A 15397-nucleotide genomic window follows, 5' to 3' on the forward strand; every position below is an offset into this window, starting at 1 on the left:
CGCCCAGCGAAATCAAGGCGCTTCTACTTGCCGCAACTTTCCTCAGTCTGACCTCTGCAGTGCAGCGTGAAAGACGCAGGCGCAGCAAAGGACCCGTTTCACAGCCTTGCGATGAGCGGCTGTGAGAACAGCGCGAGTCGGGCGGCCGCGGTGTCCGGGCGCTCGGCGCGGAGCAGGTCAGCCATTTCCGGCGCCGCGAGCGGTCGGAAGAACAGGAAGCCCTGTGCCAGTTCGCAGCCGTTGTCGCGCAGGAACCGCGCCTGCCCCGCGGTCTCCAGCCCCTCGGCCACCACGCGCATGCCGAGCTTGCGTCCGAGCTCGATCACCGCGCAGACGATGGCGGTGTCGAAGGCATCCCGCTCGATGTCCTTCACGAAGCTCTGGTCGATCTTGATGGTGTCGATGGGCAGCTGCTTGAGGTGGATGAGGCCGGCATAGCCGGTGCCGAAATCGTCGAGGGCGACGCGCACCCCCGCGCGGTCCAGCTCCTCGAGGATCGGCGCCACATGCTCCGAACTGCGCCCGAGGAAGACGGTCTCGGTGATCTCCACGTCGAAATGCGATGGCTCCACGCCCGCGGCATGGAACTGGCGGAGCAGGGTCGGCGCGAGGTCGCGATTGTTGAACTGGGCGGGCGCAAGGTTGATGGCGACGCGGCCGCAGTCGAAGCCGAGCTCGATCCAGCCGCGCACGTCGCTGGCCACCCGGCGTACCATGCGCTCGCCGATGAGCACGGCAAGCTCGGGATCGGAGAGCGCGGCCTCGAAGGCGGAGGGCGACAGAATGCTGTGCGGCGAGCGCCGCCAGCGCACCAGCGCCTCCACCCCGGCGAGGCGGCCGGTCGTCAGCGACACCTTGGGCTGGTAGTAGGGCACGATCTCGTCATCGGCGAGCGCGCCGATCATGGCCCGGTTCAGCGCCACGCGCTCCAGCACCGCCTGGCGCATGGCGGGGGCGTAGACGACCACGCGGTTCCGGCCCTGCTGCTTGGCGGCGTAGAGGGCGAGGTCGGCGTCCTTCATCAGTTCGCCATAGGAACAGTCGTGTTCCGGGCAGGCGGCGATGCCGACGCTCGCGCGGGTGGAAAAATGCCGGCCGGCATGGAGCAGCGGCCGCCGCAGCTCGACGAGGATGCTCTGGGCGAGACGCCGGCCCAGCCCGATCGGATCAGGTCCTTCCACAGCGCATACGAATTCGTCGCCGCCAAGCCGGGCAATGAGGGCCGGCTGGTCGATCAGGGCGTCGAGCCGATGGGCGGTCTCCATGAGAACCGCGTCGCCCGCATCGTGGCCGAGGGTGTCGTTGACGTCCTTGAGCCCGTCGAGGTCCATGAGCAGCACGCAGATGCCCTGCCCCGGCTTGCGGCGGGCGAGCGCGGCCTCCAGGCCCTCGTGGAAGGCCGCGCGGTTCGGCAGCCCCGTCAGCGCATCGTGGCTCGCCGCATAGCGGGCCTGCCGCTCGGCCGCGCGGCGATCGGTGACGTCCACCAGTGCCGCCACGAGATTAGGCATGGGCCCGGAGGGCGTGACCGCGGCAGCAAGCACCACCTGGCGCTCCTCGCCATCGGCAAGGGTCACCGTGGTCTCGAATTCGGTGGCCATGCCGTCGCGGCGGAGGCGCTCGCGCAGGGCCTCGGCATCGTTGCCCCCCAGCGCGGCCTGGCACAGGCCGGCAGCGTCTGGCAGGTCCAGCGTCCCGCCGTAGAACCGCCGCGCGGCCTCGTTGGACTTGATGTGCCGGCCGTCGTCGAGCCCGGCGACCACGAGGGGCATGGGCACCGCCTGGAATGTGTTCTCGAGGATGTCCTCGCTGGCGCGGAGCTTCTCGTTCGCCTCCCGCTCAGCCCGCACCACCGACCAGAAGCGCCGCTCGGTGCGGTTGGCGCGGGCGGCGACGAGGGCCAGCATGGTGTTGAGCACGGCCACGGCGAGAGCCAGCCCCATCCCCGTCTGCCAGCCCGTCGAGCCATCGAGATAGCCCAGGAGCAGCAGGGCGCTGGCCCCGAACCCGCCGGACACCAGCCAGCCGAACGGGATCGGCACGGCCAGATAGAAGACGGTCGGCAGCAGCATCACCACGAACAGGGCGAGGTCGCTGTGCGAACTGACCAATACGGCGATGGCAGCAGATATGCCCCAGAGCCACGTGACATAGATGGCCGTCATCCGCCCCGGCGTGGTGGCGACCTGGACGGCCACGAGGCATAAGAGCGACAGCGCCACCACCACGAGCCGGGCACTCACCGCGACCACGAAATGCGGGGTCCCGGCGAATCGCCAGTCACTCATCAGGAACAGGGCGTTGAGAATCACCGAGGCGGCGAACAGCAGGCGCGCGTGCCGTTGGGTTTCCTCGAGGCAGGCGAGGCGGAATTGCCGCTCAAGGGCCTTGTCGATGAACTCGCCGCCGAAAGCCCGGAGACGCGCGGCCTCGGGGCCTCCCGCCCCGTCTGCGCTCGCGACTTGACCCGAAATACCTTTCATATCGCGGATTCTAATGGCCCATTTGACCGCGCGCCAGCACGCGGGCTGCCTGGTCGGCGTGTAATCATACCTTCGACCACCGATTTCTTCAGCGACTTTTTTCAGGAGCATCTGATGGATGGCCTATGCCCCACCGGCAAGATGCGCTCCCGCGAGCGCCGCGCAAGTGAATACTACTTTGAGATGCATGGCGCACGTACACACATACCCCGGCCAGCCCAGTGATGTGCTGCCGGCGCGGTGTATGGTGCCGTCGCATGGCGCGTTGCATGGCGGCCGTCGCGTGCTGTACTGCGGCAGGAGACGCCAGGGAAGCCAAGCAAGGGGCGCCGCAAAGGCACCGCACAGGGAGCCGCAGATGCTGAAGGACAAGCGCATCCTCCTCCTCATCGGGGGAGGGATCGCCGCCTACAAGTGCCTCGATCTGGCCCGCCGGCTGAAAGAGCGCGGCGCGCTGGTTCGCGCCATCATGACCGAGGCCGCCGGGCGATTCGTCACGCCGCTGTCGGTCGGCGCCATCACCGGCGAGCGGGTGTTCACCGACCTTTTCGATCTCACGGCCGAGCATGACATCGGCCACATCCGCCTGTCGCGGGAGGCCGACCTCCTCGTCGTCGCACCGGCGACGGCAGACCTTCTCGCCCGCATGGCCCACGGCCTCGCCGACGACCTCGCCACCACCTGCCTGCTGGCCACCGACAAGCCGGTGCTGGTCGTTCCCGCCATGAATCCGCGCATGTGGGCGCATCCAGCCACCTGCCGGAATGTCGCCCGCCTGAGGGCGGACGGCATTTCGGTGGTCGGCCCCAATGCGGGTGCCATGGCCGAGCGCGGCGAGTTCGGCGAGGGTCGCATGGCCGAGCCGATGGAGATCGTCGCGGCCATCAAGGCACATTTCGGCGAAGGCCCGTCCCCGCTGCTCGCCGGGCGCCGCGTCCTCATCACCTCAGGCCCGACCCACGAGCCCATCGATCCGGTGCGCTATATCGCCAACCGCTCCTCCGGCAAGCAGGGCCACGCCATCGCCGCCGCGGCCCGCGCCGCTGGCGCCGATGTCGTCCTCGTCTCCGGTCCGGCGGAGGTCCCCGACCCCGAGGGCGTGCGGGTGATCCATGTGGAGAGCGCCCGCGACATGATGGCCGCGGTGGAGGAGAACCTGCCCGTGGACGCCGCCGTGTTCGCCGCGGCCGTCGCTGACTGGCGGGTGGCGGACGCCTCGGAACAGAAGATCAAGAAGGACGGCGGTGGCGCCCCCACGCTGACGCTGGTGGAGAACCCCGACATCCTCGCCTCGGTCGCCCGCCATCACACCCTGCGCCCGCGCCTGGTCGTCGGGTTCGCCGCCGAAACCGAGGAGGTGGTGGCCCATGCGCGCGACAAGCGCCTGCGCAAGGGGTGCGACTGGATCGTCGCCAACGACGTGACCCCGACCACGGGCATCATGGGCGGGGACAGCAACACCGTTCATCTCGTCACCGCGGCCGGCGTCGAGGACTGGCCCTCCGCCACCAAGGCCGAGGTCGCCCGCCAACTCGTCGCCCGCATCGCCGCAGAACTCTCGGGAACCCGTTCGTGACAACACCCCCTGTGAAGATCCAGCGCCTGCCCCACGCCGCAGGGCTGCCCCTGCCCGCCTATGCGACCCCCGGCGCCGCCGGCATGGATCTTACCTGCGCCCTGCCGGCCGACGCGCCCCTCAGCCTCGCGCCCGGCGATTGCGCCGCCATCCCCACCGGCTTCGCCATCGCCCTGCCGGAGGGCTTCGAGGCGCAGGTGCGGCCGCGCTCGGGGCTGGCCAGGAACCACGGCGTGACGGTGTTGAATTCGCCCGGAACCGTGGATTGCGATTACCGTGGCGAGATCGCCGTGCTGCTCGTGAACCATGGCCGCGCAAGCGTCGAGATCAGCCGGGGCATGCGGATTGCGCAGATGGTCGTGGCCCCCGTCGTTCAAATAATGCTGGAAGAATCCGGAGAATTGAGCCAAACTGCACGCGGTTCCGGTGGTTTTGGATCCACAGGCCTCGGTTCCCCGTGATTTAGCCGTCGGTGGACGGCCGGGAGCAGTTTCACCTTTCGAGACGCTCCCTTTAAAGGAAGCCGTTCCTCCGATGCCGCGCCTTTCCGACAAGAGCCTTCTCGCGATCGCCGCCGTGGTGGATGTGGCCGTGCATGCCCGGGGCGCGCCGGTGGCCGCCAAGGCGCTGGCCGCCCGCCACGGACTTCCCCCTCGCCGGCTGGAGCCGGTGCTGCAGGCCCTCGTCCATGCCGGCGTCCTCAAGGGCGTGCGTGGCCCGCGCGGCGGCTATGAGCTGGCGCGGGAACGCCGCCGGGTCTCCGTGGCCGAGATCGTCCGGGTGGTGGAAGGCGCCGAGGAGGAAAAGGAAATCATCCTGCCACCGCTGGTGACGGACGTGGTCCAGCCGGCCGTGGCTGCGGCGGAAGACACCTTCGACACCGCGCTCGACGGCGTGACGCTCGAGGACCTGTGCCGCGCCGCCGACGACAAGGGCCACGGCTCCGAGCACGAAAGGATCGACTTCGCCATCTAGGCTCCCGGCCCGGATCGGCGATTGCGGGACCTCTCCGACATCGACCTTCCTGCGGAAAAGGGGTCTAGTTCCGCGATCGAAGAGTGCCCCTCGGGGAGGACACATCCCCGACCAAGATGCCCGAAACTGCCCCTGCGGGTCCGGACCCTGCGGCCCGCCCATGGCAGACACGACGAAACAAAAAGGAGATCGCCCATGGCACAACCTGCCGCCAAGATCGTGTCCTCCGCCCCCCTCGTGGGCCGGGGGCGGGTCTATGATTCCATCACCGAGACCATTGGCAGCACGCCGCTGGTGCGGCTCAAGCGGCTTCCGGAGCTGCGCGGGGCCAAGGCGGACATTCTCGCCAAGCTCGAATTCTTCAATCCCATCAGCAGCGTCAAGGACCGCATCGGCGTCGCCATGATCGACGCGATGGAAGAGGCCGGCGTGCTCGACGCCGACACCGTGCTGGTGGAGCCGACCTCCGGCAACACCGGCATCGCGCTCGCCTTCGTCGCGGCGGCGCGCGGCTACCGGCTCATCCTGGTCATGCCGGAGAGCATGTCCATCGAGCGGCGCAAGATGCTGACCCTGCTCGGCGCCGAGCTGGTGCTGACCCCCGCCAATCTCGGTATGAAGGGCGCCGTGGCCCGGGCCGAGCAGATCATCTCCGAGATGCCCAAGGCGGTGATGCCCCAGCAGTTCAAGAACAAGGCGAACCCCGACGTGCACCGCCGCACCACGGCGGAGGAGATCTGGAACGACACCAACGGCAAGGTGGACGCTGTTGTCGCCGGCGTCGGCACTGGCGGCACCATCACCGGCATCGGCCAGGTGCTGAAGCCGCGCAAGGCCTCGCTGAAGATGATCGCGGTGGAGCCGGAGGATTCCCCGGTGCTCTCCGGCGGCCCTCCCGGCCCCCACAAGATCCAGGGCATCGGCGCCGGCTTCGTGCCGGAAGTGCTCGATCGCTCGGTGATCGACGAGGTGGTGACCGTGGGCAACCAGACAGCCTTCGACACCGCCCGCGCCCTCGCCCGTTATGAAGGCATTCCCGGCGGCATCTCGTCCGGTGCCGCCGTGGCGGCCGCGCTGGAGCTGGCGGTGCGGGACGACATGGCCGGCAAGACCATCGTGGCCATCATCCCGTCCTTCGCGGAGCGCTATCTCTCGACCGCGCTGTTCGAAGGTCTCTGATCCTTTTCCCGCGTCCCGGCACCGGCCGGGGCGCGGGGCTCGCTGCCGGTCCGGGCCTGCCGCTGGAGCCGCAGCAAGGCGGCGTGGCGGGCCGGATCATAGCCGGCGCCGCCGGCCCGCGCCGCCTTTCGCACTTGGCGCAACGCCCGGGCAATGCCCTCCGGCCCCTCGCAGAATACCTCCAGCCCCCGCATCAGCCGCCCGACCTGCATCTCGGCCGCCTCGGCCGCGAAGGCGTGCGTCCGCCTGCCTGTCCCCCGCACTCCGGCCATACCGCCCCCTCCATTGCGTATGCCGGATGCTGGAGCTGTGGCGAGGACAGGAGGATAAATTCCTAAACTGAGAATTCTTGAGCCTGACCGCGGATACATATAACTTTCTGATATTAAATAGTTTAATGATTGCCATCTGCAAACAGGGGTTGCATGCTCTATCCGCCTCCTCTTGAAAGGGCAGATGATTGATGTAGGAATTTTTTCCCTACAATGAGCGTTTCCGATGAGCCCCCTGCCTGCCCCCTCGGTTTCCCGCCCGCCCTCCGGCTCCGTCAGCCCCTCACAAGGGTACCGTCCGCGTCGCTCTAAGCCTTGCTGCCAGATCGCCGTGGCCGTGGCGGCCGCCGATGCGGGTGTGAGCGTGGAGGCTTTGCTCTCGCATAGCCGGTCGACGGCTCCGGTGGCGCTGGCGCGGCAGCTCGCCATGTATCTCGCCCATGTGGGGCTGGGGCTTCCGCAGGCGTCGGTGGCGGCGGCGTTCGGGCGGGACCGGTCCACCGTCGCCCATGCCTGCCGGCGCATCGAGGAATTGCGGGACGCCGCGCCGTTCGACCACAAGGTCGGCCGGCTTGAAGCATGCCTGCGCTGGGCGGCGGAGGCGTGACATGGCAGCGTCCGGCATCGCCAAAGAACGCCCTTTGAAATCAGATACTTCCTGCCGACGACAGCGGAAGGGCGCGGCGCAGTCCAAAGCGCCGTCGCCCGGCTTCAACCCGGCGGAAAGCCCGCTCGCCTGGCTCGCCCGGCGGCAGGGCAAGGACGGTCGCGCCATGGTGGACGCGGCGCAATTGCAGGCGGGAGAACGGCTGAGGGCGGATTTCACCCGGGCCAATCTGACCCCCCGCGTCACCAGCCGCTGGAGCGAGGTCTCGGGGGCCGGGACGCCGGAAGCCTTCACCGACATGGTGCTGGCGGCGAAGCTCCGGGTGTCCCGGGCGCTCACCGCGGTGGGCCCGGAATTGTCCGGTGTCCTGCTGGACGTTTGCTGTTTTCTCAAGGGGTTGGAGACGGTGGAACGGGAGCGGGGGTGGCCGGCGCGCACCGCGAAGGTGGTGCTCTGCCTCGCCCTAGATCGCCTCGCTGGACATTACGGAATTACCACTACCGCCACCGGCCGCGACCGAACGCCCATGCGGGCCTGGCAGGCGGAAGAGGCGAAAACCTCATCAGGACAATGACTTGGCCGTATCCCGGATGATCTGGAAGGCGGCGTCCACGTCGCCTTCCGTCGTCTCCATCGCCCCCGCCTGGAAGCGGATGACGAGGTGCCCATCGATGCGGGTGGGGGTGAGATAGAGGGCGCCGCCGTCGTTGATGGCAGTGAGCATCGCCAGCATGTGGGCGTCGAGGTCGCGCCCGTCGCCGGGGTCGTGGCGGAAGGTGAAGAGGGAGAGCACCGGTGTGCTGGCCAATGAGAAGCCCGGCTCCACCGCGAGCCTTGCCGCCAAAGCCTGCGCCCAGCGCACGTGGTTGCGCATCATCTCCCTGAGCCCGTTAAGTCCATGGGCACGCAGGACAAACCAGAGCTTCAGCGCACGGAAGCGGCGGCCGAGCTGCACCGTCCATTCGCTGTAATTGGTGATGTCGTCGTGGCCGTGGGTCTTCAGATACTCCGGCTGGATGGACAGGGTGCGCAGGTGATCGTCCACATTGCGGAGGTAATGGGCGGAGCAGTCGAACTGCACGCCCAGCCATTTGTGCGGATTGAGCACGATGCTGTCCGCCGCCTCCACCCCCGCCCACAGATCGCGGAACTCGGGGCAGATCATCGCCGTGCCCGCCCAAGCCGCATCGGCATGCACGAACAGGCCATGCCGATGCGCGATTCGAATGAGTTCGGGTGGGGAATCGATGGCGCCGGTGCCGGTTCCACCGATGCAGAGAACGAGTCCGGCCGGCCGGTGCCCGGCGGCGAGGTCGGCGGCGATGGCGGCCTCCAGAGCGGCCGGGTCCATCCCTCTCAGCGCCCCCTTCGTCGGTATCCGGATGAGGTTCTCGGCGCCGATGCCGGACACCCACGCCGCCCGGTCGATGGAGGTATGAACTTCCGCCGAAGCATAGACCCGCAGCCGCTCCCGCCCGGACAGGCCGGTGGCGTTGCCGGTGAAGCCGAGCGCCCGCTCGCGCATGGTGAGGAAGGCGCAGAGGGTCGCGGAGGAAGCCGAATCCTGGATCACCCCGGTGAAATCATCGGGCAGGCCCACCGCCTGACGCAGCCAGTCCAGCGCCACGCCCTCAAGCTCGGTCGCGGCCGGGGACGTCTGCCACAGCAGGCATTGCGCGCCCATGGCGGAGGAGAGCATCTCCGCGATCACGCTGGCGGGGCTGGCGTTGGCGGGGAAATAGGCGAAGAAGCGCGGGTGCTGCCAGTGGGTCATGCCGGGCACGATGATGCGACGGAAATCCTCAAACAGCGCATCCATGGGCTCCGCCTCTTCCGGCGGGCTCGGGGGCAGCTGGGCCGCGATCTCGCCCGGCTTCGTGCGGGCACGGACGGGCTGGTCCCTCAGCGTCTCGCGATAGTCCGCCGCGAAGGTCGCCGCCTCGTGCGCCCAATGGCGGAAGGTGTCCCCGTCCATGTCCCGTCCTCGTCACTATCGGAGGGGGACATAGCCGACTTCGCCGGCGTGGCAAACGCGCAGGTCGGCCGCACCGGCTTGAGCGGGGCAGGTCTCCCGCCTGCCCGCCCTCCCGCCTTCGTGTCCGGCGCGGGGCCTTCTCCATGCTAGTGTCTCAAGAGCACGCGCCGATCTGATTGCCTCGCAATCAGATCGGATCACGCGTTCTCTTTCTAAAATGTAGAGGGCGATTTGCCGATCAAGTTGTTCCAACTTGATCGGATCGCGCTCTAGGGAAAGGGCTTTCCCCGGAGGCTCCGCCACTCTAAGACGGCGCGAAAGCTCCGGACGCAGGTGGCCACAGCCCGCCGACGCGGAGCCCGATACGACCACGAGACGCGCTGAGGAAACCGGCGCGCCGCAAGAACGAGGCCCGCGAGGATATGCCCCAATACCGCTCCCGTACGTCCACCCACGGTCGCAACATGGCCGGCGCCCGCGGCCTGTGGCGCGCCACCGGCATGAAGGACGGCGATTTCGGCAAGCCGATCATCGCGGTGGTGAATTCCTTTACCCAGTTCGTGCCCGGCCATGTGCACCTGAAGGACCTCGGCCAGCTGGTGGCCCGCGAGATCGAGAAGGCGGGCGGCGTCGCCAAGGAATTCAACACCATCGCGGTGGATGACGGCATCGCCATGGGCCACGACGGGATGCTCTATTCGCTCCCCTCCCGCGAGATCATCGCCGACAGCGTGGAATACATGGTCAACGCGCACTGCGCGGATGCCATGGTCTGCATCTCCAATTGCGACAAGATCACCCCCGGCATGCTGATGGCCGCCATGCGCCTCAACATCCCGGCCGTGTTCGTCTCGGGCGGCCCCATGGAGGCCGGCAAGGTGCTGCTCTCCACCGGCGAGAAGAAGGTGGACCTCATCGACGCCATGATCGCCGCCGCCGACGACAAGGTGTCGGACGCCGACGTGACGGTGATGGAGCGGTCCGCCTGCCCCACCTGCGGCTCGTGCTCCGGCATGTTCACCGCCAATTCCATGAACTGCCTCACCGAGGCGCTGGGCCTCGCGCTGCCGGGCAACGGCTCGGTGCTCGCCACCCATGCCGACCGCGAGCGGCTGTTCGTGGAGGCCGGCCACCTCATCGTGGACCTCGCCCGCCGCTATTATGAGCAGGACGACGCCAGCGTGCTGCCGCGCGCGGTCGCCTCGTTCAAGGCGTTCGAGAACGCCATGACGCTGGACATCTCCATGGGCGGCTCCACCAACACGGTGCTGCACCTGCTCGCCGCCGCCAACGAGGGCGAGGTGCCCTTCACCATGGCCGACATCGACCGCCTCTCCCGGCGCGTCCCGGTGCTGTGCAAGGTCGCGCCCGCCGTCGCCAACATCCACATGGAGGACGTGCACCGCGCCGGCGGCATCATGGCCATCCTCGGCGAGCTGGATCGCGGCGGCCTCATCCACACCGATCTGCCCACCGTGCACGCGCCGACCATGGCCGACGCGCTGGAGCGCTGGGACGTGGTCCGCACCAAGAGCGAGAGCGTCGCCACCTTCTTCCGCGCCGCCCCCGGCGGTGTGCCGACGCAGGTGGCGTTCAGCCAGTCCCGCCGCTGGGAGGATCTCGACCTCGACCGCGAGGCGGGCGTCATCCGCAATGTGGAGCACGCTTATTCCAAGGACGGCGGCCTCGCCGTGCTCTACGGCAACATCGCGCTCGACGGCTGCATCGTGAAGACGGCGGGCGTGGACGCCTCCATCCTGACGTTCACCGGCAAGGCCCGCATCTTCGAGAGCCAGGACGCGGCGGTGGAGGCCATCCTCTCCACCGGGCGCATCCAGCCGGGCGACGTGGTGCTGATCCGCTATGAGGGGCCGCGCGGCGGGCCGGGCATGCAGGAGATGCTGTATCCGACCTCCTATCTGAAGTCGAAGGGCCTCGGGAAGGCGTGCGCGCTGGTCACCGACGGGCGCTTCTCGGGCGGCTCCTCGGGCCTGTCTATCGGCCATTGCTCGCCGGAAGCGGCGGAAGGCGGCGCCATCGGCCTCGTGGAAGAGGGCGACACCATCGAGATCGACATCCCGAACCGCATCATCCGCGTGGCGGTGTCGGACGAAGTGCTGGCCGAGCGCCGCGCGGTGATGGAAGCCAAGGGCGATGCCGCCTGGAAGCCGGAAAACCGCAAGCGCGTCGTCTCGCAGGCGCTGCAGGCCTATGCCGCGCTGACCACCTCCGCCGCGCGCGGCGCGGTGCGCGACGTGAAGGCGCTGCGGCGCTGAGCGTCTGTCGGGCGGCGCGGCTGAAGCGGCCGCGTCATCCCCGCCGGGTGAGGAAATCCTCGGCCAAAGCCAGCGTCCCGGCCGTATAGGCCGGGCCCATGGCCTGCGCGGTGGGCGTCTCGGCGTGGGAGGCGACCCAGGCGGTGAGCAGCATCCGGCGCAGCATCACAAATACGTCGAGCTGCGCATCGGCATCCGCCGGCAAAGGCGCGCGGGCGCGGTAGCCCTCCGCCCACGCTTCCTTCAGCGCCGGCACCAGCGGCGAATGCTCCATGAAGGAGACGGCGGAGGCGAAGTCGTAGAGAAACCACGACACGCCGCAATCGTCGAAATCGATCAACGTCAGGCTGTCCCCGTCCGCCAGGAGATTGGCGAGGCGCAGGTCGGCGTGGATGAGGCCGAAGCTCTCCGGCGCCCTCAGCGGCGCGAGGCGGTCCTTCAGGGCGAGCGCGGTGCGCTCCAGCAGGGCGCGGCCGGGGGCATCGAGCCCCAGCGCCGCGCGGAAATCGCCCCAGAGGGGACGCTCGCCCAGCATGCTGTCAAAATCCCACACCTTGCGGGTGAAGCCCTCCGGCCGCCGCCAGCCCTTCGCATGGGCGTGGAGGCGCGCATGGAAGCCGCCGAGGCGGGCGAACCAGTGGGGCAGGTCCGCGCCCTCCTGCGGCTCGATGCCCGGGACGAAGGCGAAGGCGGCCAGACGGCGCGGGGCGCCGTCCGCGCTCACCTCATTGAGGAGGCGGCCGTCGCGTGTGGGAATGATGGCGGGGGTCGGCACCACGGCGTCGGCGCGCAGCGCTTCGATCCAGGCCAGCTCCGAGCGGATTTCCGCCGCCGCGTGATAGCCGGGGCGATAGACGCGGACCACCATGTCGTGCGCGCCGTCGATGGCGCGGAAGGTGGCGTTCTCGGAGATGGAGAGGAGCTGGAGCGCCGCATCCGGCGGCAGGCCCCAGTCCGGCAGATGGGCGCGGACCATCTGTTCGGTCCGCGCGAGATACGCTTCGTCGTACAGCACCCGTCCGGCCCCTCACGCGTGTCGGACGGGCGCTATAGCATGGGATGAGGCCCGTACCATCGGCGCCGGCCTGCGACCGGCGCCGATTGGTTTCGCTCAGGCGCCGCGCGGGCTTTTTCTGCGTTGCCTTCGCTCAGGCGCCGCGCGGGCTTTTTCTGCGTTGCCTTCGCTCAGGCGCCGCGCGGGCTTTGCGCTCAGACGAGCCCGGCGAGGATGCCGACGCCGGCCACCGCCACCGCCGCGCCCGCGCCGCGCACGAACTTCTCGCCATGCAGCTCGCCGAAACGGCCGATGGCCATGCCGAGGCCGATGCCGGCGAGGTGCAGGCCAGAGGTGGCGACCATGAAGCCGAGGCCATAGGCGAGGCCCGAGGCATCCGCCGGCATTTCCGCGCCGTGGGCATGGCCGTGGAAGATGGCGAAGAAACCGACCATGGCCATGGCCGCCGCCAGCGGCGCCTTGAGGCCGAACGCCACTACGCCGCCGAGCACGATCACCGACAGGGCGATTCCCAGCTCCACGAACGGCACGTCGATGCCCGAGACGCCGAGCGCGCCGCCCACAGCCATCAGGCCGACGAAGGTGGCCGGCACCGCCCACACGGCGCGTCCGCCCAGCTGCCAGGCGAAGATGCCCACCGTGACCATGGCGAGCAGGTGATCGAGGCCGCCGAGGGGATGGGCGAAGCCGTGGCTGAAGCCGTGCACGGCCCCCGCGCCCGTATGGGCGAAGGCGAGCTGCGGCAGGAGCGTGAGGGCGGCGGCGGCGGCTGCCGTGCGGATCGTGCGGTGCATGAAGGTCTCCCCGGTGTTTGAAGGTTCGCAAAAAGGGTCAGCAGATGCGGGGCAGTTGATCGCCGACCAGCATGTCGACGATGCGCTCGCCCCCGAAGCGCGTTCTCATGACCACCCGTCCGGGCCGCTCGGCCGTGACCTCGCCGATCACCGCCGCCTCGCGCCCGAGCGGATGGGCGCGCAGCGCGGCGAGCGCGGCCTCGGTCTCCCCGGCGGGGACCACGGCGAGGATCTTGCCCTCGTTGGCGAGATAGAGCGGATCAAGGCCCAGGATCTCGCAGAAGCCCATCACCTCCGGCCGCATGGGCAGGCTCAGTTCGTCGAGGCGGACGCCGACCCGGCTCGCCTCGGCCAGCTCGTTCACCACCGCCGCGATGCCGCCCCGCGTGGCGTCGCGCATCATGCGCAGGCCGGGGGCGGCGGCGATCAGCGTGTCGATCAGGCCGTTCAATGGCGCGCAGTCGCTGGCGATGGCGGTGTCGAGGGCGAGGTCGCCGCGCGCGTTGAGGATGGCGGCGCCGTGGTCGCCGAGGAGGCCGTTGACGATCACCCGGTCGCCGGGCCGCGCCTTGGTCACGCCCACGTCGAGGCCGGCGCGGATGACGCCGATGCCGGTGGTGGTGATGAAGAGCTTGTCGCAGGCCCCGCGCGCCACGACCTTGGTGTCGCCGGTGGCGATGTCCACGCCCGCCGCGTGCGCCGTCTCGGCCATGGAATGGACCACGCGGCGCAGCGTATCCACCTCCAGCCCCTCCTCGATGATGATGGCGCAGGAGAGCGCCACCGGCGTCGCCCCGCCCACCGCGAGATCGTTCACCGTGCCGCACACCGCGAGCTTGCCGATGTCGCCGCCGGGGAAGAACAAAGGATCCACCACGAAGCCGTCGGTGGTGAAGGCCAGCCGGTCGCCCCGTGCCATCAGGGCGGCGAGGTCGAAGCGGGCCTGATCCTCCGGCGCGGCGCGGCCCGCGCCCGAGAAGGCGGAGAGGAACACGTCGTCGATGAGATCGCGCATGGCGCTGCCACCGCCGCCATGGGCGAGCGTCACGATCTTCTGCGTCATCGGCCGCCGGCGCGCGGCGGCGGGGGGTGCGACGGGAATGGCGGTCGAGATGTTCATGCGGCCTCTCCCCGTATACCGCCATATTGATAGTAAGCCGCGCAAGAACCTTCGGACGACACCATCAGCGCGCCGAGCGGCGTCTCCGGCGTGCAGCCCTTGCCGAACTCCGGGCAGGCCCAGGGCTTTGCGGCGCCGGTGAGCACCTCGCCGCAGCGGCACTGGGCGGGATCGGCCACCTTCACGTCCGGCACGGAGAAGCGCTTTTCCGCATCGAAGGCCGCATAGGGCGCCGTCAGCCGCACGCCCGAGCCGGCGATGGAGCCGAGGCCACGCCATTCGAACGTCTCCCGCGGCTCATACACTTCCTGCACAGCCCGGAGCGCCGCCGGATTGCCATGCTCCGGCACCACGCGGGCATACTGGTTTTCGATCCGCGCATCCCCCGCCTCGATCTGCCGCAGCACCATGAGCAGGGATTGCAGCAGGTCGATGGGCTCGAAGCCCGACACCACCAGCGGCCGGCCGAACTCTTCCGCGATGAAGCGATAGGGTGCCGTGCCGATGACCATGGAGACATGCCCCGGCCCGATGAAGCCGTCGATGCCGAGGTCGGGCTGCTCCAGAAGGGCGCGCAGCGTCGGGATGATGGTGATGTGGTTGCAGAACAGGGAGAAGTTCGTCACCCCTTCGCGCAGGGCGCGCTGCACGGTCAGCGCCGTGGAGGGCATGGTGGTCTCGAAGCCGAGGCCGAAGAACACCACCTCCCGCCCCGGATTGCGCTTCGCCAGCGTGAGCGCATCCAGCGGCGAATAGACCATGCGCACGTCGGCGCCGTCCGCCTTGGCCTGAAGCAGGCTCTTCTTCGAGCCGGGCACGCGCATGGCGTCGCCGAAGGTGGTGAAGATCACCTCGGGCCGCTCGGCGATGGCGACGCAATCATCCACCCGCCCCATGGGCAGCACGCACACCGGGCAGCCGGGGCCGTGGACGAATTCCACGAGGTCCGGCAGCAGGCCTTCGAGGCCATAGCGGAAGATGGCGTGGGTGTGCCCGCCGCACACCTCCATGATGGCGAAGGGCCGGTCCCGCCCCCGCTCCAGGCGGGCGGCGATGGCGCCGATCTCCTTCACCAGCGCGCTCGCGAGGGCGGGGTCGCGGAATTCATCGACAAAGCGCATGTCC

Annotated in this window: 13 protein-coding genes; 7 read left to right on the top strand and 6 right to left on the bottom strand. The window is 69.1% G+C overall.

From position 1 onward, the window contains the following. Positions 1 to 98: 98 nt before the first annotated feature. Positions 99 to 2483, bottom strand: a complete 2385-nt coding sequence (locus J2126_RS10170; RefSeq protein ID WP_209486408.1) for a putative bifunctional diguanylate cyclase/phosphodiesterase — start codon at positions 2481 to 2483, stop codon at positions 99 to 101. Positions 2484 to 2841: 358 nt separating this feature from the next. Between J2126_RS10170 and coaBC the strand changes: the two genes are divergently transcribed. The 6 genes from coaBC (at position 2842) to J2126_RS10200 (ending at position 7666) form a co-directional block, all read left to right on the top strand. Beyond that, the gene (coaBC, locus tag J2126_RS10175; RefSeq protein ID WP_209486410.1) at positions 2842 to 4059 is read left to right on the top strand and encodes a bifunctional phosphopantothenoylcysteine decarboxylase/phosphopantothenate--cysteine ligase CoaBC; all 1218 of its coding nucleotides are present in this window, start codon (positions 2842 to 2844) and stop codon (positions 4057 to 4059) included. Beyond that, complete coding sequence (gene dut / locus J2126_RS10180) at positions 4056 to 4520, top strand: dUTP diphosphatase (protein WP_209486412.1); 465 nt, start codon at positions 4056 to 4058, stop codon at positions 4518 to 4520. The genes coaBC and dut overlap by 4 nt, the downstream gene beginning before the upstream one ends. A 73-nt stretch (positions 4521 to 4593) precedes the next feature. After that, positions 4594 to 5034, top strand: coding sequence for an RrF2 family transcriptional regulator (locus J2126_RS10185; RefSeq protein ID WP_209486414.1), 441 nt, complete (start codon positions 4594 to 4596; stop codon positions 5032 to 5034). Between the two features lie 195 nt (positions 5035 to 5229). Next, complete coding sequence (gene cysK, locus J2126_RS10190) at positions 5230 to 6213, top strand: cysteine synthase A (RefSeq protein ID WP_209486416.1); 984 nt, start codon at positions 5230 to 5232, stop codon at positions 6211 to 6213. A 498-nt stretch (positions 6214 to 6711) separates the two neighbouring features. Continuing rightward, positions 6712 to 7092, top strand: a complete 381-nt coding sequence (locus J2126_RS10195) for a helix-turn-helix domain-containing protein (RefSeq protein ID WP_209486418.1) — start codon at positions 6712 to 6714, stop codon at positions 7090 to 7092. 1 nt (position 7093) lies between these two features. Beyond that, complete coding sequence (locus J2126_RS10200) at positions 7094 to 7666, top strand: DUF6456 domain-containing protein (RefSeq protein ID WP_209486420.1); 573 nt, start codon at positions 7094 to 7096, stop codon at positions 7664 to 7666. On the opposite strand, the gene J2126_RS10205 is transcribed toward J2126_RS10200, so the two are convergent. Then, complete coding sequence (locus J2126_RS10205; protein ID WP_209486422.1) at positions 7655 to 9067, bottom strand: pyridoxal phosphate-dependent decarboxylase family protein; 1413 nt, start codon at positions 9065 to 9067, stop codon at positions 7655 to 7657. The genes J2126_RS10200 and J2126_RS10205 overlap by 12 nt on opposite strands. A gap of 422 nt (positions 9068 to 9489) precedes the next feature. Between J2126_RS10205 and ilvD the strand changes: the two genes are divergently transcribed. Then, the gene (gene ilvD / locus J2126_RS10210) at positions 9490 to 11343 is read left to right on the top strand and encodes a dihydroxy-acid dehydratase (protein WP_209486424.1); all 1854 of its coding nucleotides are present in this window, start codon (positions 9490 to 9492) and stop codon (positions 11341 to 11343) included. Positions 11344 to 11377: 34 nt separating this feature from the next. Here ilvD and J2126_RS10215 read toward each other — a convergent pair whose 3' ends face one another. From J2126_RS10215 to hypD, 4 genes are all read right to left on the bottom strand, one after another. Then, positions 11378 to 12358 (bottom strand): phosphotransferase enzyme family protein, encoded by a 981-nt coding sequence (locus tag J2126_RS10215; RefSeq protein ID WP_348634275.1) that lies wholly within the window; start codon positions 12356 to 12358, stop codon positions 11378 to 11380. A gap of 194 nt (positions 12359 to 12552) precedes the next feature. Further along, positions 12553 to 13152, bottom strand: coding sequence for a HupE/UreJ family protein (locus tag J2126_RS10220; protein ID WP_209486432.1), 600 nt, complete (start codon positions 13150 to 13152; stop codon positions 12553 to 12555). A gap of 37 nt (positions 13153 to 13189) precedes the next feature. Beyond that, positions 13190 to 14215, bottom strand: coding sequence for a hydrogenase expression/formation protein HypE (gene hypE, locus J2126_RS10225; protein WP_209490027.1), 1026 nt, complete (start codon positions 14213 to 14215; stop codon positions 13190 to 13192). 53 nt (positions 14216 to 14268) lie between these two features. Continuing rightward, the gene (hypD, locus tag J2126_RS10230) at positions 14269 to 15393 is read right to left on the bottom strand and encodes a hydrogenase formation protein HypD (RefSeq protein ID WP_209486434.1); all 1125 of its coding nucleotides are present in this window, start codon (positions 15391 to 15393) and stop codon (positions 14269 to 14271) included. Positions 15394 to 15397 lie beyond the last annotated feature (4 nt).

Source organism: Xanthobacter flavus, assembly GCF_017875275.1.
GTDB classification, from domain to species: Bacteria; Pseudomonadota; Alphaproteobacteria; order Rhizobiales; family Xanthobacteraceae; genus Xanthobacter; species Xanthobacter flavus_A.